Here is a 15,551-nt window from a genome sequence, read left to right as displayed (position 1 = left end):
CCGTTTTACCGAAGGGGCTGAATCCTTGCAAATAATCCGTGACCCCGACGGGCTGAATTCCGCGCTCGCTGAGTTCGAGGGCGAGACGGTGGCACTAGTGCCGACCATGGGCGCGCTTCACGCCGGGCACATGGCGCTGGTCGAAGAGGCGCGGCGGCATGCGGACCGCGTGGTCGCCACGATTTTCGTCAATCCGAAGCAGTTCGGTCCGAACGAGGATCTGGCGCGCTATCCGAAGCGCGAGGCGGAAGATGCAGCGATGCTCGAAGCCGCGGGCTGCGACCTGCTGTGGATGCCGGGGGTCGAAGACATCTACCCGCCCGGCTTTGCGACCAAGATCAGCGTATCCGGCGTGTCGGACCGGTGGGAGGGCGAGGCACGGCCGGGCCATTTCGATGGGGTCGCGACCGTCGTCGCCAAGCTCCTGCTCGAAACCTTCCCCGATGTCGCGCTGTTCGGCGAGAAGGATTTCCAGCAGCTGGCTGTGATCCGCCGGCTGGTCGCGGACCTGAACATCCCGACCGAGATCGTGTCGGTCGCGACCGTCCGCGAAGAAGACGGCCTCGCCCTCTCGTCGCGCAATGCCTATTTGAGCCCCACCGAGCGGCAGCAAGCGACCGCTTTGTACCGCGCGCTTTGCGATGCCGGGGATTTGTTAAGAGGTGGCCGGTCCCCCGAAGCGGTGCTGGCCGAAGGCAAGAGCGCGCTGCTGGACGCCGGCTTCTCCCGCGTCGACTATTTCGCCCTTGTCGACGGCGCCACGCTGGAGCCGGTGACTGTCGCCGAAAGCGGCACGCGCCTGATCGGCGCCGCGGTAATCGGGGGCACGCGGTTGATCGATAATCTGGCGATCTGAAAAACATGGTTTCGCGGCGTTAACCATTTCTTTGCCGTTGTGGCGCGAGGTTCCCCTTCAACAGGGAAGGGGAAGACCAATGGGTGCCATCAGTGAAAAGAGCGCGGAGTTCCTGCTGCGCAGCCGCATCGCCGATGCCGAGGAAGGCAATGTCGATGCGTTGTTCGAACTTGGCGTGACTTATTCGACCGGGCGCGGCGGGATCGCCGTCGACCTCATCGAGGCGCATAAATGGTTCAATCTGGCGGCGCTTTCGGGGTGCACGCGCGGCCAGGAATGCCGGGCCGAGATCGCGATGGAAATGACCGCGCGTGAGATCGCCGAAGCGCAGCGCCAGGCACGTGCCTGGCTGGGCAGCACCGGATACCAGCGCCGCGCCGCTTAGTTACTGAACGATCGCCGTGACCGCGCGGCCGGCGCCGGGGCGCTCCTTGCCCCAGCTCATGGCCGTGACCTGCGCCGCGGGGACGCCCATCAGCAGCAAATAATCGCGCACTTCGTTGGCGCGCCGCGCGCCCAGGGCCAGCGCATGATCGCGCGTGCCGGTCGTATCCCCATATCCCTCGATCCGGACCGGAACAGCCGAATGCTGGCGCAGCCACAGGGCTTGCGCCGCCAGCACCGATTTTCCCTGCGGCGAAAGCTGAGACACGCCGGGGCCGAAGTAGACGGTCGTCGCGCCGACCTGCGCCGCGAATTCCGCGCGCAGGACATCGATCGGGTTCTGCACGGGGGCGGGTTGGGCAGGACGCTGCCTCAGCTGGGCCGAAGCGGGGGACGCGGCGAGCACCGCGAGCAAAAGAAGAGATCGGCGCATTTTCATCAGTCCAAGGTTCCCGACCAATCGGGGTCGGAGCCGTCCTGCGGGATGGTCATCCGTCGCGGCGCGCTCCCGTCCAGGCTGACGCGGTAGACGCCCGGGCGGCCGGCCGCATCGACGCGCTGGAAGACCAGCTCGCGGCTGCTCGCGGCCCAGCTTGGGCCTTCGTCGGTCGGGCCGTCAGTCAGCATCCGCTCGTCGCCGCCGTCGGCCGCCATCACGCCGACGCGCCGGCTTCCGCCGCTGAGCGCCGTAAAGGCGATGAGCTTGCCGTCGGGGCTCCATTCGGGCGCCGCATAGGCCAACGTACCATAGCTGATTCGGCGCTGGCCGGACCCGTCGGCGTCCATCACGTAGAGCTGCTGCGTTCCAGAGCGGTCGCTTTCAAAAACGATCCTGGACCCGTCGGGCGAGAAGCTGGCGCCGGTGTCGATGCCGGGCGAGGTGGTCAGCCGCCGTGCCGCGCCGCCGTTGGCGCCAACGACATAGATGTCGCTGTTCTGGCCGAGCATCATCGAAAAGACGATCTTCGAACCATCGGGCGAGAAGCGCGGCGAGAAGGTCATCAGCGGTGTCGACAGCAGCGGCCGCTGCTCGCCGGTGCCGACGTTATGGACCCGCACCTGCGGGATGCCGCCGCTGTAGCTGACGAAGGCGAGCAGCGACGCATTGGGCGAGAGGCGCGGGGTCAGGACGGTGGTCTCGCCCTGCGTCACATAGCTGTGATTGTTGCCGTCGCTGTCCATGATCGCGATTCGCTTGACGCGCGCGGCCGGGCTGCCGGTCTCCGCGACGTAGGCGATGCGCGTGTCGAACATGCCGGGCGCGCCGGTGATCGATTGGTAGGCGAGGCCCGAGCATTTGTGGGCAGCGCGGCGGAGGTCGCTAGGCGCCACGACGAAGCCGGTGCGGCCGAGTTCGCGGCCCTGCTGGACGTCGTAGACATAGCAGCCGAAGGTCAGGCGGCCGTCGGGACGGGAGCGTACGAAGCCGGTGACCAGCGCCTTCGCGCCGGCGCCGCGCCATTTCTGAAAGCTCGGCGCGGTGACCTCCGGAAAAGAATAATAGTCCTTCCGATCGGGCGCGAGCGGCAACACCTCGGAGGTCTGGCGGAGGTCGGCTTCGATCAGCTGGGTCGCCTGCCAGGCGACGGCGAGCATTTCATTGCCCTTGGTGCCGGTGTCCGACGTCGTCAGCGGCGGGAGCGCGATGACGGTCGCCGCCGGTTGCGCCTGCTGTGCCCCGCCGGGTGCCGCGACGAGACCGAGCGCGGCCGCCACTGCGATCCTTGCGATCGAGCCCCTCACCGATCCTGCTGCATCATGGCTTTGAATTTCTCGACCCATTCTTTCGGTTGGCGTTGCGGACGACCGTTCGCATCCAGGAAGGCCGCGGTCACGCGGGCATCGGTCAACAGTTCATCCCCACGGATGACTCGCTGCTGAATCAGGACCGAGGCGGCGCGGACTTCCTCGACGGTGCTCACAACCTTGATATCGTCGCCGAGCCGCGCCGGGCGTTTGTACTGGATGGCGAGGTCGGCGACGACATAGGCGCTGCCGGTCCGCCGCAGCTCCTCGAACTGGTCGACGCCGGCAGCGCGGATCATGTCCGAGCGCGCCCGCTCCATGAACTTCAGGTAATTGGCATAATAGACGACGGCGTAGGCGTCCGTGTCCTCGAAATAGACGGTGAGCGCGAAATGATGTTCGCGGCTGCCGTCCGGCGCATCGACGAAGCCGCCGCGGTACGGTGTGTCGAAACTGTCAGATGCCATCCCCGACCCTTAGCGGCGGCGGACTCGCGCCGAAACCCCGGCTTGACGCCGATGTAACGCATAGGTTACTAGTCACCTATAGGTTACAGGAGTCAGGGGAATGGATTGGTATCTGGTGGGCATCGCGGCGGGTTTTGCCGTTGCCGTCTTCGTCTTTGCCGTCGTCAAGCGGCGCTCGACGCGGTCGATGAGCGTGGCAGAGCAGGCGGAATATCTGAGCGGCCGCAGGGCGCGCATGCTCCCCGCGCTGGCGGTGATTTTCCTGTCGCAGCAGGTGACTTATTTCAGCACGGTGCGCGATTATGAGCGGGTTGCGACCGTCAAGATTTCGGCCTGGCTCGTGCTGTCGATCGTGCTTCTCGCATCACTGGTCACGAAGGGCTTCTGGTTCCACCCGAAGCAGATCCGCGACTTGATCGACGACGAGAATACGAGAGCGAACCGGAACGAGGGCATTCGCTGGGGCTTCATTGTCTCCATGGCCACGGCGATCGCCATCGAGACGATGACGATGTTCGATCACATCAAGGCGAGGGAATCGATCCACATCATCCTGTCGAGCGGGCTGGTCGTTGCCCTCATCCGCTGGGGCTATCTCGAGCGGCGCGCGCTTCGCGATGGCTGAGCGGCTCGCCAACCGCCTCAAGGAGCGGCGCACCGAGCTGAGCCTGACGCAGGCCGAGCTGGCCGAGAAGGTGGGCGTCACCCGCAAGACCGTGAACACGGTCGAGAATGGCGTGTTCACCCCCTCTGCGACTCTGGCGATCAAGCTCGCCGCCGCGCTCGGGCTCAGCGTCGAGCAGCTGTTCTGGATCGAGGACTGACGGCTTCGACCTGGCGGATCAGGTCGCCCTGCGCTTCGGCAAGATCGGCAAGATGCATGCCCCAGCCGGGCAGGAACATGCCGAAGACCGACACTTCTCCGCCGACGCGGTTGGTCCACTTTTCGCCGGGCGCGTGATTGGTGCGGATCGACAAATAGCCGCGCTGGCCGTCGTTGATGCACTTGCCGGAAACGAGCCCTTCGGTGCGGACATAAGGTGTCGACGGCTGCCCTTCCGCCGACCAGCGGATCGGCCCGCCGGGTACCGCCAGGGTCGAGCGGGTGAACCAGTAGCTGTCGAGCTTCACCCAATCCTTCGAACCCGGCAGCGCGGGATTGACGCAGCCGACGGTCATGCCGGGCCGGTTCGCATAACCGAACATAGCGCCGGGCGGCGGCACGTTCCTGTCGCGGAAACTGACCCAGCTGATGGCGCAGCCGGTTTGGCCGGCGCGGCTGCACAAAGGTGTCTTCTTGAACGTGCCGCCGACCAGCCGGCCTTGCGGCACGAGCAGATTGTACCCCGGGAGGATCGCGAGCTTCATTCGCGCCGCAACCTTCGGATCGGTCTCGATCTCCCGCGCGATCAGCTGCTGCAGCATCAGGCTGCCCTGGCTGTGGCCGATCAGGACGAACGGCCGGCCGTTGTTGCGGGTGCGGATGTAGTTGCGCCAGGCGTTCTGGACGTCGGAATAAGCGAGCAGCCCCGCGTCGGTGACGTCGACCCCTGCGGCATAAGCGGCGACGGAAACCGCCGTCATCTGGCGGTACACCGGCGCGAACGTCCGGCACACGGACGAAAAGCGCGCGAGCTGAGTTTCTACCGCCAGCCGCTCTTCCCGGCCCGGATTCATGTCGCTGTTGAGCCCGGCGTCGCTGGAGACGGTCGGATAGACGTAGAAGCAGTCGACCGGCGGATCCTTGGCGACCGTGCTGAGGCCCGTCGAGCTGTAGCCGAACGGGCTAAGCGCGGTGGTCGGGAGCGGCTTCGAACAGGTGTCCGACCGGCCTGGCAGGCAGAGCCAATTGCGATCGAGCCCGTAGTTGACGGGGGCGGGCTGCACTTGAACGGGGGCAGCCTGCGCAGCGAGCGCCGCAAGCCCTGCAATGAGCACTGACATTATTTGGAAGAGGCTCCGCTTTCGAACAATCCACCTTGGCTGCCCTGCGGCTGCGGCAAGCCGAGATGAGCGTAGCCGCGGCCGTTGAGGCAGCGTCCCCGTGCCGTGCGGGCGATTAGGCCCAGCTGAATGAGATAAGGCTCGATCACGTCCTCGATCGTGTCGCGCGGTTCGGAGAGGCCGGCGGCCAGCGTCTCCACGCCAACCGGACCGCCGCCATAGAGGTCGGCGATCATCGTCAGGTAACGGCGGTCCATCGCGTCGAGGCCGAGGCTGTCGATCTCCAGCCGGGTAAGCGCGGCATCGGCGACCTTGGCGTCGATCTCGTCAGCGCCCGAGGCATGGGCAAAGTCGCGGACGCGGCGGAGCAGGCGCCCGGCGATGCGCGGTGTGCCCCGCGACCGGCGGGCGATCTCGTGAGCCCCGTCCTGGTTGAGGCCGGCACCGAGCAGCCGGGCAGCGCGGCGGACGACCTGTTCGAGTTCCTCGATCGTGTAGAAGTTGAGGCGAACCGGAATGCCGAAGCGGTCGCGAAGCGGCGTCGTCAGCAGCCCCTGGCGGGTCGTCGCGCCGATCAGGGTGAAACGCGGCAGGTCAATCCTGACGGATCGAGCCGATGGCCCCTCGCCGATCATCAGGTCGAGCGCGCGGTCCTCCATCGCCGGATAGAGGACTTCTTCGACCGCGGGATTGAGGCGGTGGATCTCGTCGATGAAGAGGACGTCGCCGTCTTCGAGGTTGGTGAGCAGTGCGGCAAGGTCGCCGGACTTTGCGATGACGGGGCCCGAGGTGGCGCGGAAGCCGACGCCCATTTCCCGCGCGACGATCCCGGCGAGCGTGGTCTTGCCAAGGCCGGGCGGTCCGTGGAGGAGCACATGGTCGAGCGCTTCACCGCGGCTCTTCGCGGCGGAGACGAACACGCGGAGGTTCTCGCGAGCAGCCTGCTGGCCGATGAACTCGTCGAGGCTCTTGGGCCGAAGCGCCGCGTCGGCGTCTTCGCCGGTGCGTTCTGGCGTCGTGATGCGGTCGGGGTCGGTGGCCATCAGGCTTCGCGCTGCTTCGAACCGCTTCGCTGCCACGGCCAGCGGCCCTCGATTTCGACTTCGAGACTGAAGCTCAGGAAGGTGCGGATTGCGACGATGCCGGCGAGCACGGCCAGGCTTTGCAGCGTCGGCTCGATCGCCACGGTGTTGATGATGTCGGCGGCAACGAGGAATTCGAGGCCGAGAAGGATTGCCCGGCCAAGGCTCGAGCGGAAGGCGGCGACCGCCTCTTCATAGGGCTGACGCGCGGCCATGCGATAAGCGAAGATGCCGAGGGTAGCGAAAGCGCCGAGCGCAATGATGGCGATGCCGGTCAGCTCGATCATGCGGCTGACGAACGGGGCAACGGCGAGCGCGATCTCCTCAAGCATATCGCGAGGCTACTTCGCCGCTTTCTTGAGCGCCAGCCGGACGAGCGCGTCGAGCGTGGCGTCGGGACCGAGTTCGTCGACCGCGGCATTGACGGCGGCGCCGGCGTCGGCGGGCTTGAAGCCGAGATTGGCAAGTGCGGACAAAGCGTCGGCCGCGGCGCCTCCGCGCGGCGCGGGTGCTGCCCCGCCGATCGCGCCAACGCCGAGCTTGCCCTGCAGCTCGTTGGCGATGCGGGCGGCGAGCTTGGGGCCGACACCGTTGGCGCGGCCGATCATCGCTTTGTCTTCCTGCGCGACCGCGCGCGCGAGTTCGTCAGGCGCGAGGGTGGAAAGGATCGCGAGCGCGAGGCGGCCGCCGACGCCCTGAATGCTGGTCAGCGCACGAAAGGCATCGCGTTCGGCGGGGGAACCGAAGCCGAACAATGTCCAGGCATCCTCGCGGACCTGGAGTTCGGTGGTGAGTGTCACTTCAGTGCCGACATCGCCGATGGCGGCGAGGGTCTTGCCGCTCAGCTGGACCAGATAGCCGACGCCGGCCACGTCGATGACCGCGCTGTCGGCGGCGAGTTCAGCGATTTTGCCGGAGAGTCTGGCTATCAATCGAGTGCCCCAACCATCGTTCGCCCTGAGCCTGTCGAAGGGCTGTTCTTCACTTTAGAGCAGGACAGGGCTTCGACAAGCTCAGCCCGAACGGACGTTTGTGGCCCTCGCGCTCGCCAGATGATGCGCGTGAGTGATGGCGACCGCGAGAGCGTCGGCGGCATCCGGCCCCGCGATCTTCGCTCCCGGCAGCAGGCGCTGGATCATTGCATGGACCTGCGCCTTCTCGGCGGCGCCGGTGCCGACGACGGCTTTCTTGACCAGGGTCGGTGAATATTCGCCGACCACGATGCCGCTGCGCGCCGCACACATCAGGACCACGCCGCGGGAATGACCGAGCTTGAGGGTCGATTGCGGGTTCTTGTTGACGAACACTTCCTCGACCGCAGCCGCGGCTGGCGCATGGTCGGCGAGGAGCGCTTCGAGCTGGGTCGCCAAATGAGCGAGCCGTTGCGGCAGCGGCGCCCCGGTTTCGGTCTTCAGCTGGCCGTTGGCGATGTGGGATAGGCGATTGCCCTCAGCTTCGATCAGCCCCCAGCCGGTGGTGCCGAGCCCGGGGTCGAGACCGAGGACTTTCAGGCGAGCTTCTCCAGCTCTTCCTCGGGCACGTCGTAATTGCCCCAGACGGTTTGGACATCGTCATCGTCCTCGAGCGCGTCGATGAGCTTCATCAGCGTCGCCGCGTCGTCGCCGCGAACTTCGACTTCGGTCGAGGGCTTCCAGGCGAGCTTCGCGCCTTCGCCTTCGCCGAGCAGGCCTTCGAGCGCCTTGGAGACTTCGTGCAGGCTGTCGACGCTGGTCCAGATGCGGTGGCCTTCCTCGTCGCTTTCGACATCGTCGGCACCCGCCTCGATCGCGGCTTCGAGCACCTTGTCGGAATCGCCGGCGCTCGCCGGATATTCGATCAGTCCGACCCGCTCGAACCCGTGGCTGACGCTGCCGCTCGCGCCGAGGTTGCCGCCGTTCTTCGAAAACGCGGTTCGGACGTTGGTCGCGGTGCGGTTGCGGTTGTCGGTCAGGGCTTCGACGATCAGCGCAACGCCCGCAGGGCCGAAGCCCTCGTAGCGGATCTCTTCATAATTCTCGGCGTCGGAGCCGGAAGCCTTGTCGATCGCGCGCTGGATATTGTCCTTCGGCATCGACTGGGCGCGGGCGGCGATCACCGCCGCGCGCAGGCGAGCGTTGGCGTCGGGGTCGGGCAGGCCCATCTTGGCCGCGACGGTGATTTCGCGGCTGAGCTTGGAAAACATCGCCGAGCGCTTCTTATCCTGCGCGCCCTTGCGGTGCATGATGTTCTTGAATTTACTGTGGCCTGCCATTGGTCCAACCTAAACCGTTCGGGCTGAGCTTGTCGAAGCCCTGCCGTTCCTTGTGACGACGTAAAGAAGAAAGCAGCCCTTCGACAAGCTCAGGGCGAACGGAAGAAGATAAGCGGCTAGCAGCCGATCGCGTTGCGATAGGTTTCGAGGATCGCGTCCTGCTCCTGCCGGGTGTGCGTTTCCATCTTCCTGAGGCGGACGACCATGCGCATGATCTTCGGGTCGTAACCGTTCGCTTTCGCCTCGGCATAGACATCGCGAATGTCGTCGCTGATGCCCTTCTTTTCTTCCTCGAGCCGTTCGATCCGCTCGATGAACAGCCGCAGCTGGTCGGCCGCGACGGTGCCTTCCGCCATATTCAAACTCCAATGCAGGTTATGTCGCGGGCTCTAGCGCCTTGAACCGCCATATCAAGCAGCTATGGCCACCCCCGTGACCGAGACGCTTGCCCCCCGCACCCGCAAGGTGAAGATCCTCGCAACGCTGGGCCCGGCTTCCAGCGATCCGGACATGATCCGCAGGTTGATGGTCGCAGGCGCCGACGCCTTCCGCATCAACATGAGCCATGGCGACCATGAGACCAAGGCGAAGCTGGTTGCCGCGATCCGGGCGTTGGAAAAGGAATTTCATCGGCCGACGACGATCCTGTTCGACCTGCAGGGGCCGAAGCTGCGCGTCGGCCAGTTCGACGGCGGCAAGACGGTCCTCGAAAAGGGTGGCCGCTTCGTCCTCGACCGCAGCGAGGAAGCTGGCGATTCGCAGCGCGTCCAGCTGCCGCACGCGGAGCTGTTCGAAGCGGTTCGGCCCGGCACGAACATCCTGATCGACGACGGCAAGGTGCGGCTGAACGTGATCGAAGCCGGCGGCGACCGGATCGTCACCGAAGTGAAAGTCGGCGGCACGGTTTCGGACAACAAGGGCGTCAACGTGCCCGACGTGGTGGTGCCGATCCCGGCGCTTACCGAAAAGGACCGCGAGGACCTGAAGTTCGCGCTCGAGCAAAAGGCAGACTGGGTCGCCTTGTCGTTCGTTCAGCGGCCCGAGGATGTTGCGGAAGCGCGATCGCTGATCGGCGACCGGGCCGCGCTTCTTGCCAAGATCGAGAAGCCCGCGGCGATCGATCGGTTGAACGACATCATCGCGCTTGCCGACGCGGTAATGGTCGCGCGAGGCGACCTGGGCGTCGAGCTGCCGCCAGAGCAGGTGCCGCCGCTCCAGAACCGCATCGTCGCCACCGCCCGCCAGTTCGGCAAGCCGGTGGTCGTCGCGACGCAGATGCTTGAATCCATGATTTCGTCGCCGACGCCGACCCGGGCAGAAGTGAGCGACGTTGCGACGGCAATCTACGACGGCGCCGATGCGGTGATGCTGTCGGCCGAAAGCGCGGCGGGCAAATATCCGTGCGAGGCGGTGCACATGATGGACCGCATCGCGACCAGCGTGGAGAGCGATCCGTCCTATCATGGCCGGATCCACTTCACGCAAACGCGGCTGGAGCCGACCACCGCCGACGCGCTAGCCGGATCGGCGCGCCAGATCGCCACCACCATCTCCGCGGCGGCGATGCTTTGCTATACGAGCTCCGGGTCGACGGCGCGGCGGATCGCGCGCGAGCGTCCGTCGGTGCCGCTGCTGGCGATGAGCCATTCGCACACGACGTCGCGCCGTATGGGCCTTTATTGGGGCGTGACGGGCGTCCACACCCGCGACGTCTCGAGCTTCGAAGAAATGGTCGAGAAGGCCAAACGGATGGCGCTCCGTCACGAGATCGCCAAGGGCGGCGACCGGGTGATCATCATGGCCGGCATTCCGTTCGGCACGGCAGGGTCGACCAACGTGCTTCACGTGGTGCGGCTCGCCGGCGACGAGCTCGACCGCTACCAGGGTTCAGCGGGGCAGTAGCGCCGGAATTTCGCCGGCGATCTCGCGGGCGAGGAAGCCGATCGGGCCGACCTTTTCTGCCAGACGGGCACCGGCTTCGCCGTGCAACCACACCGACCAGAGCAACGCGTTGAGCGGCTCGGCACCGCGCGCAAGCAGGCCCCCGACGATGCCCGCGAGGACGTCGCCGCTCCCCGATACGCCGAGGCCGGGCGCACCGCCCTCGAAACGCCAGCAGCGGCGGTCGGGGGTCACGACATGGCTGATCACGCCTTTGACGAGGACGATCGAGCGATAGAGCTCCGCCGCACGGATCCCGCAGCCGACGGGATCGTCCTCGACCTTATCGGAGTCGCAGTCGAGCAGCGCGGCAAGCTCCGGCGCGTTGGGGAGCAGGACCGGGGCGCTCGAGCGATTGAGCTCCCGCTCGTGAAGCGGCTCGAGCGTGCGCAGGAAGGCGACGTCGAGCGCGAGTGCGGAGTCGGTTTCGAGCAGCACGTCCGTCATGCACTTGCAGACGTCGCCTTTCTTGACGCCCGGGCCGGCAATCACCGCGTCGACGTCCTCGGCCGCCTTGCGCATCGGCTCGACGGCATCGCCGGCAAAGCCACCGTCCTTCGCCTGCGGCAGGCCGAACACCATGGCTTCGGGCATTGCCACGGCGATGTGCGCGGCGACGCTTTCGACCGTCGCGATGCGGAGCTTGCCGGCGCCCGCGCGCATCGCTGCCTCGGCGGCGAGCAGCGCCGCGCCGGGCACATCGCGGCTTCCGGCGAGGACGAGAAGGCGACCCTTGGTTTCCTTGTCGCCGTCGATGACCGGCGGCAGGGGATGGTCTTTCAAACTGTCGGCAGTGATCGGCGTCGCCTTCATCGCGTGCCGGTCACTTCGTCGGGTTCGGAGGTCTTGGGCGCGCCTTCATCCTCGAGCGGAGCGCCATGGTTCCACAGGCTCAGCGCGGGGGCGCAGAGGCCTTTGACGTCCGGTTCGAAGTCGAAGGCGCAGATGCCGCAGTTGAGGACGTCGGCCTGCTTGTCGATGGCGAGGATCTGCTGCTCGTCGAGCTCTTCGAGGATATAGCGGAAGCAGAGCACCACGACCTGGTGCGCGACGACCAGCACGCGGCGATCGCAATAATGCAGGTTGATCGTGTTGAGCATCGACCGCAGGCGCAGGATCACGTCGGCCCAGCTCTCGCCGCCAGGCGGGCGGTGATAGAATTTGCCGAGCCGCTTCCGGTGCTCGGCCTCCTCCGGAAACCGGTCGCGGATGCCGAGCGTGGTCAGGCGGTCGAAGATGCCGAACTCGCGCTCGCGCAGGCGCTCGTCGATGATCGTGCGCGCGGGGCCGCCGGAAAGCGCGCCCTGCTTGCAGATGATTTCGGCCGTCTGGCGCGCGCGGATGTAGGGCGAGGAGAGGATGATCTCGGGGCGCTCGTCGGCGGGAAGCGCGGCGAACCAGCGTCCTGCCGCCTCGGCCTGCTCGCGGCCGAGCTGCGACAGGGGCACGTCGACGTCGCGCATTTCGATGTCGATCATGTGCGCGCCGGCTTCGTCCGCCTTGTCGCGGGCGACATTGCCCTGGCTCTGACCATGCCGGACGAGCCACAGGCGTTGGGGCCAGTTCTGGCGCATGCGTTCCTCGATCTCCTTCAGCAGTGAGAAAGCTCGAACCTGCGTTAAGGTTCAGCCGGAGGACAGTATGCGTAGCCTGATCATGACTGCCATTGCAGCCCTGGGTTTTGGCGGCGCCCCGCCGCAGCCGGTTGCCGCTCCGCTCGGCGCCAAGGTGGAGGCTTCGGGCTTCTGGTCGATCGGCGAGGCGCCGGTCTCACCGGCTCCGCCGCCCGAAGCACGCAAGCTGCAGAACGAACGCACTTATTATGCGGAGCTAGCCGGCGTTTCGAACGCGGAAGCGGCAAAGCGCATGCGCGAGCAGGAGGCGTTCCGCCCTAGGTTCGAGCGACTGATGGCCGAGATCCGCAAGAAGGAGCGCGGCAATTATACCGACGTGGAGCTAATCCACAGGCCGGACTGGGCTTATGTGCTCTACTTCAAGCGCGACCCGCAAAAGACGCTCGCGAAATATACCAGCAGCCCGCGCGTGAAGGCGCGCAGCTCACGCTACACGCGGGGCGAGCTGCAGCGGTTGGCGCAGCCGTGGATCGAGCGCTTCGGCGAGGAGCGGCTGGTTACCGGCTACGGCATGAACGCGCGGCGCGGCACGGCCGACATCGACATGGTCGTAAGCGAGGAAGAGTTTGCGGCGATCGCTCGGCGCAACGGATGGAGCACGCTGCCTGAATTCCTCAACCTCAAGTTCACGGCTTCGGCGGTGGGCCCGGAGGTCGATCCTGCGGCGGCCGCGGGCGTTCGCATCTTTCCCCACGGCGACCGCGCGCTTGGGATGATCCACATGGCCGGCTTTCACGGCCGAATCGTGCTGAAGGACGGCTGCTTCTTCGTCGAGAACGGCGTCCCGAGCGGCAAGCTGTCGCTCGCTTATTTTCCTCGGGAGGTCGGCCTGTACGTCGACCGGCAGGGCTATCTCGCGCTGCGCACCCGCACGAGCGAGCCGCGTCACCTTGGCCGCATAGGCGAAAGCTTCACCTGGGCCGGGCCGATCGGGATCAGCGAGGACGCGCCGATGGTGGCCGAGCTGCGCAAGCGCTGCGGCAGCGCACCGCTGATCCACCTCAGCATTCCGGAGAGCAAATCCATCATGGAGGCGCGCTATCCGCATCTGCGGGACCTCGCGGCGCCGCCGCCGCCGCCTACAAAGACGCGCGAAGCGCCTCGTTCGAACTGACGAAATCGCTGAGCGCCTGGTCGAGCGGCCGGAGGAGAAGACCGCGCTTGCTCGACAGGCTGGTGTCGGCCTCTTCGTCATCCTCTGCCGCGCGGACGAGGCGGATCTTGCTCCGGTCCAGGTTGGCAGCGGTCGCCGCTTCCTTGGCAAGTTCGTGCCAGCTGACCGCGCCCTGGTTGGTCAGGTGCCAAATGCCGGTCTCGCCATCGAGCAGGAGGTCGAGCGTCGCGTGGACGAGGTCGGGGACGTAGGTCGGCGACACATAGGTGCGGTCGCTGGCCACGACTTCCTCGCCGCGCCGCAGCTTCTCGATCGTGTCGAACAGGAAATTGTACTTGTCCCACGGTCCGAAGAAGGCGCTGGTGCGGATGATTAGCGCGTCGGAATCGATCGCCATCAGGCGCTGCTCGGCCTCGGCCTTGCTGCGGCCGTAGGCGCAGGCCGGGGTCGGCTTGTCAGGCTCGACGTACGGGCGCCCCGCCTTGCCGTCGAACACCAGGTCGGACGAGAAAGTGACGAGCGGGATGCCCGCGGCCTGGCAAGCGCGTCCGAGGAGCTCCGGCCCGATCGCGTTCGCAGCCATGCACTCGTCATATTTCTCTTCGGCTTCCCAGGTCCGGACGAAGCCCGCTGTGTTGATGATGGCCCACGGCTTGTGACGCTCGATCACCGCGGCGATCGACGCCTCGTCGGTGATGTCGAGGTCCGCGCGCGTGGTCAGCACATGGGGCAGGCCGCGATGGGCGCAGATCTTCGCAAACGCCTTGCCAAGCGTGCCCGTGCCACCGGTGATCAGCAGCGGCCGGAACTTGCTGCAGTCGCTGGGGAGCATTTCAAACTTGCGGCGGCTGTGGGTTCGGCCCGGGCGGCGCCACCAGCCGGGGAGGTCGAGCACCGGATGCGCCAGTTTCTCTCCGCGCGCGAGCTTCGCTGCCGCCTTGGCGACCATTGTCGGGCGCGGTGTCTCGCCGCGGGTGTCGAACGCGCCGACGTCATAGATGCCGTCGCGGCGAGTCAGGACGGAGCGCCAGTCGACCATCCCGAACAGCGCCCAGATGGTGACTGCGCGAATGTCGGCGCCGCGCTTGCGTTCGGCCTCGGCCGCGCGCCACGCCTCGTGGAGCCAGCGCACCTGCTCTTCGCGCGAGCAGCCGTGATGGACCTCGGTGATGGCAATCGGCAGCTTGTAGCGCTCCCACGTTTCGCGAAGCCGCGGCGCGTGGCCGAGCTGCGGGCGCAGGCGCGCAATTCGGACGGCTTCCAAGTCGACGTAAGTGTCCTTGCCGTTCGAACCGGGCGCGACATCGGGGTAGCGTTTGACGCGGTGATCGAGGAACCGCTCGCTGGTCAGATAATGGTCGAAGCCGATGATGCTCGGCGTGCCTTCACCGGTCGCCAGTTCGGCGAGCTGCTCCTCCGTCGCGCATCGGTTGCGCAACCAAGTGTATAACGGGTGGCCGGGAACGACACGGCCGGTGAGCAGGTCGAAGCTGAGCCAGCGGCGGTGGTTTTCATGCTCGGCCTGATAGGCGAGCTCGGGCGTCGAAAAGCTCTTGCCGACATCTTCGGTGACGATCAGCTCGGCATCGGGGATGCTGTGCCGGATCGCCTTCATCGCGCGAAGGATGCCTTGGCACTGAATGACCGTCGCCCGGAAGGTCGAGTCAATGTCGTTCTTGTGCGGGTGCCAGTGGCCGTAGAGGCAGGATAGCCGCGCGGTCGTCAGCGGCTCGTTGATGGGCGTCCAGGCGTCGATCCACGGATAGCGGCGCGCGACCTTGCCGGCATAATCGGCCAGCAGGTCCGGGAATTTGGGATCGAGATAGTCGGTGTAGCGCGGCCCGGAGCCGTGGTGGATGAGCCCGCCGATGACGCGAATGCCGAGCTCGCGAAGCCGCTCGAGGCGCTTGTCGTGCCAGCTGAAGTCTAGCTCGGTCGGGACTTCCGGCGCCACCGTCTCCCATAGGATCGGGTAGCGGACAGCCTTGACGCCCATTTCGGCCATGGCGTCGAGATCGGCCATGCGCGCAGCATGGCCGGTCTCGACTACCTGGTTGCGGAACTCGTCGCCGATGCGGACGACCGAGCATTCGATGCCGCCCCACAGCTCCAGCGGTGAAGCGGTCATCGGC

19 protein-coding genes are annotated in these 15,551 nt (G+C 66.3%); 6 read left to right on the top strand and 13 right to left on the bottom strand.

Features of this window, described 5'->3' with window-relative positions; all coding sequences use genetic code 11:
- Nucleotides 1-25: 25 nt before the first annotated feature.
- Together panC and VIL42_04535 are read left to right on the top strand one after the other, a co-directional pair.
- The gene (gene panC / locus VIL42_04540; protein ID HEY8592118.1) at nt 26-856 is read left to right on the top strand and encodes a pantoate--beta-alanine ligase; all 831 of its coding nucleotides are present in this window, start codon (nt 26-28) and stop codon (nt 854-856) included.
- A gap of 79 nt (nt 857-935) precedes the next feature.
- Nucleotides 936-1,241, top strand: coding sequence for a hypothetical protein (locus tag VIL42_04535; protein HEY8592117.1), 306 nt, complete (start codon nt 936-938; stop codon nt 1,239-1,241).
- On the opposite strand, the gene VIL42_04530 is transcribed toward VIL42_04535, so the two are convergent.
- Genes VIL42_04530 through VIL42_04520 form a run of 3 tightly spaced genes read right to left on the bottom strand, consistent with a single transcriptional unit; the run spans nt 1,242 to nt 3,453 of the window.
- The gene (locus tag VIL42_04530; protein ID HEY8592116.1) at nt 1,242-1,673 is read right to left on the bottom strand and encodes an OmpA family protein; all 432 of its coding nucleotides are present in this window, start codon (nt 1,671-1,673) and stop codon (nt 1,242-1,244) included. It lies immediately after the preceding gene.
- Between the two features lie 5 nt (nt 1,674-1,678).
- The gene (tolB, locus tag VIL42_04525; protein HEY8592115.1) at nt 1,679-2,983 is read right to left on the bottom strand and encodes a Tol-Pal system beta propeller repeat protein TolB; all 1,305 of its coding nucleotides are present in this window, start codon (nt 2,981-2,983) and stop codon (nt 1,679-1,681) included.
- Nucleotides 2,980-3,453 (bottom strand): YbgC/FadM family acyl-CoA thioesterase, encoded by a 474-nt coding sequence (locus VIL42_04520; GenBank protein HEY8592114.1) that lies wholly within the window; start codon nt 3,451-3,453, stop codon nt 2,980-2,982. Before VIL42_04520 ends, tolB begins: the two co-directional genes overlap by 4 nt.
- 100 nt (nt 3,454-3,553) lie before the next feature.
- Between VIL42_04520 and VIL42_04515 the strand changes: the two genes are divergently transcribed.
- Nucleotides 3,554-4,078 carry a hypothetical protein gene (locus VIL42_04515; GenBank protein ID HEY8592113.1) on the top strand — a complete coding sequence of 175 codons (525 nt, stop codon included), beginning with the start codon at nt 3,554-3,556 and terminating at the stop codon, nt 4,076-4,078.
- On the top strand, nt 4,071-4,277 hold the full coding sequence (locus VIL42_04510; protein ID HEY8592112.1) for a helix-turn-helix transcriptional regulator: 207 nt from the start codon (nt 4,071-4,073) through the stop codon (nt 4,275-4,277). The genes VIL42_04515 and VIL42_04510 overlap by 8 nt, the downstream gene beginning before the upstream one ends.
- Here the strand turns inward: VIL42_04510 and VIL42_04505 are convergent.
- The 7 genes from VIL42_04505 to VIL42_04475 all read right to left on the bottom strand — a co-directional run bounded on the left by VIL42_04505 (nt 4,243) and on the right by VIL42_04475 (nt 9,086).
- The gene (locus VIL42_04505) at nt 4,243-5,397 is read right to left on the bottom strand and encodes a DUF3089 domain-containing protein (protein ID HEY8592111.1); all 1,155 of its coding nucleotides are present in this window, start codon (nt 5,395-5,397) and stop codon (nt 4,243-4,245) included. The two genes, VIL42_04510 and VIL42_04505, sit on opposite strands and share 35 nt — an antisense overlap.
- Nucleotides 5,397-6,440: a Holliday junction branch migration DNA helicase RuvB gene (gene ruvB, locus VIL42_04500; GenBank protein HEY8592110.1), complete on the bottom strand. Its 1,044-nt coding sequence runs from the start codon at nt 6,438-6,440 to the stop codon at nt 5,397-5,399. Before ruvB ends, VIL42_04505 begins: the two co-directional genes overlap by 1 nt.
- Nucleotides 6,440-6,811, bottom strand: coding sequence for a DUF1622 domain-containing protein (locus VIL42_04495; protein HEY8592109.1), 372 nt, complete (start codon nt 6,809-6,811; stop codon nt 6,440-6,442). Before VIL42_04495 ends, ruvB begins: the two co-directional genes overlap by 1 nt.
- A gap of 9 nt (nt 6,812-6,820) precedes the next feature.
- Complete coding sequence (gene ruvA / locus VIL42_04490) at nt 6,821-7,411, bottom strand: Holliday junction branch migration protein RuvA (GenBank protein ID HEY8592108.1); 591 nt, start codon at nt 7,409-7,411, stop codon at nt 6,821-6,823.
- Between the two features lie 81 nt (nt 7,412-7,492).
- Nucleotides 7,493-7,990 carry a crossover junction endodeoxyribonuclease RuvC gene (ruvC, locus tag VIL42_04485; GenBank protein HEY8592107.1) on the bottom strand — a complete coding sequence of 166 codons (498 nt, stop codon included), beginning with the start codon at nt 7,988-7,990 and terminating at the stop codon, nt 7,493-7,495.
- A complete protein-coding gene (locus VIL42_04480; GenBank protein HEY8592106.1) occupies nt 7,987-8,730 on the bottom strand; it encodes a YebC/PmpR family DNA-binding transcriptional regulator in 744 nt (247 codons plus the stop codon). The genes ruvC and VIL42_04480 overlap by 4 nt, the downstream gene beginning before the upstream one ends.
- Before the next feature lie 116 nt (nt 8,731-8,846).
- Nucleotides 8,847-9,086 (bottom strand): DUF2312 domain-containing protein, encoded by a 240-nt coding sequence (locus tag VIL42_04475; protein HEY8592105.1) that lies wholly within the window; start codon nt 9,084-9,086, stop codon nt 8,847-8,849.
- Nucleotides 9,087-9,162: 76 nt separating this feature from the next.
- On the opposite strand from VIL42_04475, the gene pyk reads away from it, so the two are divergent.
- Nucleotides 9,163-10,632 carry a pyruvate kinase gene (gene pyk, locus VIL42_04470; protein HEY8592104.1) on the top strand — a complete coding sequence of 490 codons (1,470 nt, stop codon included), beginning with the start codon at nt 9,163-9,165 and terminating at the stop codon, nt 10,630-10,632.
- Here the strand turns inward: pyk and VIL42_04465 are convergent.
- Both VIL42_04465 and VIL42_04460 read right to left on the bottom strand, forming a co-directional pair.
- A complete protein-coding gene (locus tag VIL42_04465) occupies nt 10,618-11,484 on the bottom strand; it encodes an NAD(P)H-hydrate dehydratase (protein HEY8592103.1) in 867 nt (288 codons plus the stop codon). The genes pyk and VIL42_04465 overlap by 15 nt on opposite strands.
- The gene (locus VIL42_04460) at nt 11,481-12,245 is read right to left on the bottom strand and encodes a histidine phosphatase family protein (GenBank protein HEY8592102.1); all 765 of its coding nucleotides are present in this window, start codon (nt 12,243-12,245) and stop codon (nt 11,481-11,483) included. The genes VIL42_04465 and VIL42_04460 overlap by 4 nt, the downstream gene beginning before the upstream one ends.
- A 67-nt stretch (nt 12,246-12,312) precedes the next feature.
- On the opposite strand from VIL42_04460, the gene VIL42_04455 reads away from it, so the two are divergent.
- On the top strand, nt 12,313-13,419 hold the full coding sequence (locus tag VIL42_04455; GenBank protein ID HEY8592101.1) for a hypothetical protein: 1,107 nt from the start codon (nt 12,313-12,315) through the stop codon (nt 13,417-13,419).
- Here the strand turns inward: VIL42_04455 and VIL42_04450 are convergent.
- Nucleotides 13,385-15,547 (bottom strand): family 1 glycosylhydrolase, encoded by a 2,163-nt coding sequence (locus VIL42_04450; protein ID HEY8592100.1) that lies wholly within the window; start codon nt 15,545-15,547, stop codon nt 13,385-13,387. The two genes, VIL42_04455 and VIL42_04450, sit on opposite strands and share 35 nt — an antisense overlap.
- Nucleotides 15,548-15,551: the final 4 nt, after the last annotated feature.

The organism is Sphingomicrobium sp. (genome assembly GCA_036563485.1).
Classification (GTDB): Bacteria; Pseudomonadota; Alphaproteobacteria; order Sphingomonadales; family Sphingomonadaceae; genus Sphingomicrobium.
This window is presented reverse-complemented; position numbering and strand designations above follow the sequence as displayed.

What these genes read in the sequence shown, in the direction of transcription:
- VIL42_04535 (HEY8592117.1), top strand. Translation starts at nt 936, where the DNA reads ATGGGTGCCATCAGTGAAAAGAGCGCGGAGTTCCTGCTGCGCAGCCGC.
- VIL42_04530 (HEY8592116.1), bottom strand. Translation starts at nt 1,673, where the DNA reads ATGCGCCGATCTCTTCTTTTGCTCGCGGTGCTCGCCGCGTCCCCCGCT.
- VIL42_04520 (HEY8592114.1), bottom strand. Translation starts at nt 3,453, where the DNA reads ATGGCATCTGACAGTTTCGACACACCGTACCGCGGCGGCTTCGTCGAT.
- VIL42_04515 (HEY8592113.1), top strand. Translation starts at nt 3,554, where the DNA reads ATGGATTGGTATCTGGTGGGCATCGCGGCGGGTTTTGCCGTTGCCGTC.
- VIL42_04510 (HEY8592112.1), top strand. Translation starts at nt 4,071, where the DNA reads ATGGCTGAGCGGCTCGCCAACCGCCTCAAGGAGCGGCGCACCGAGCTG.
- VIL42_04505 (HEY8592111.1), bottom strand. Translation starts at nt 5,397, where the DNA reads ATGTCAGTGCTCATTGCAGGGCTTGCGGCGCTCGCTGCGCAGGCTGCC.
- ruvB (HEY8592110.1), bottom strand. Translation starts at nt 6,440, where the DNA reads ATGGCCACCGACCCCGACCGCATCACGACGCCAGAACGCACCGGCGAA.
- VIL42_04495 (HEY8592109.1), bottom strand. Translation starts at nt 6,811, where the DNA reads ATGCTTGAGGAGATCGCGCTCGCCGTTGCCCCGTTCGTCAGCCGCATG.
- VIL42_04480 (HEY8592106.1), bottom strand. Translation starts at nt 8,730, where the DNA reads ATGGCAGGCCACAGTAAATTCAAGAACATCATGCACCGCAAGGGCGCG.
- VIL42_04475 (HEY8592105.1), bottom strand. Translation starts at nt 9,086, where the DNA reads ATGGCGGAAGGCACCGTCGCGGCCGACCAGCTGCGGCTGTTCATCGAG.
- VIL42_04465 (HEY8592103.1), bottom strand. Translation starts at nt 11,484, where the DNA reads ATGAAGGCGACGCCGATCACTGCCGACAGTTTGAAAGACCATCCCCTG.
- VIL42_04460 (HEY8592102.1), bottom strand. Translation starts at nt 12,245, where the DNA reads ATGCGCCAGAACTGGCCCCAACGCCTGTGGCTCGTCCGGCATGGTCAG.
- VIL42_04455 (HEY8592101.1), top strand. Translation starts at nt 12,313, where the DNA reads ATGCGTAGCCTGATCATGACTGCCATTGCAGCCCTGGGTTTTGGCGGC.
- VIL42_04450 (HEY8592100.1), bottom strand. Translation starts at nt 15,547, where the DNA reads ATGACCGCTTCACCGCTGGAGCTGTGGGGCGGCATCGAATGCTCGGTC.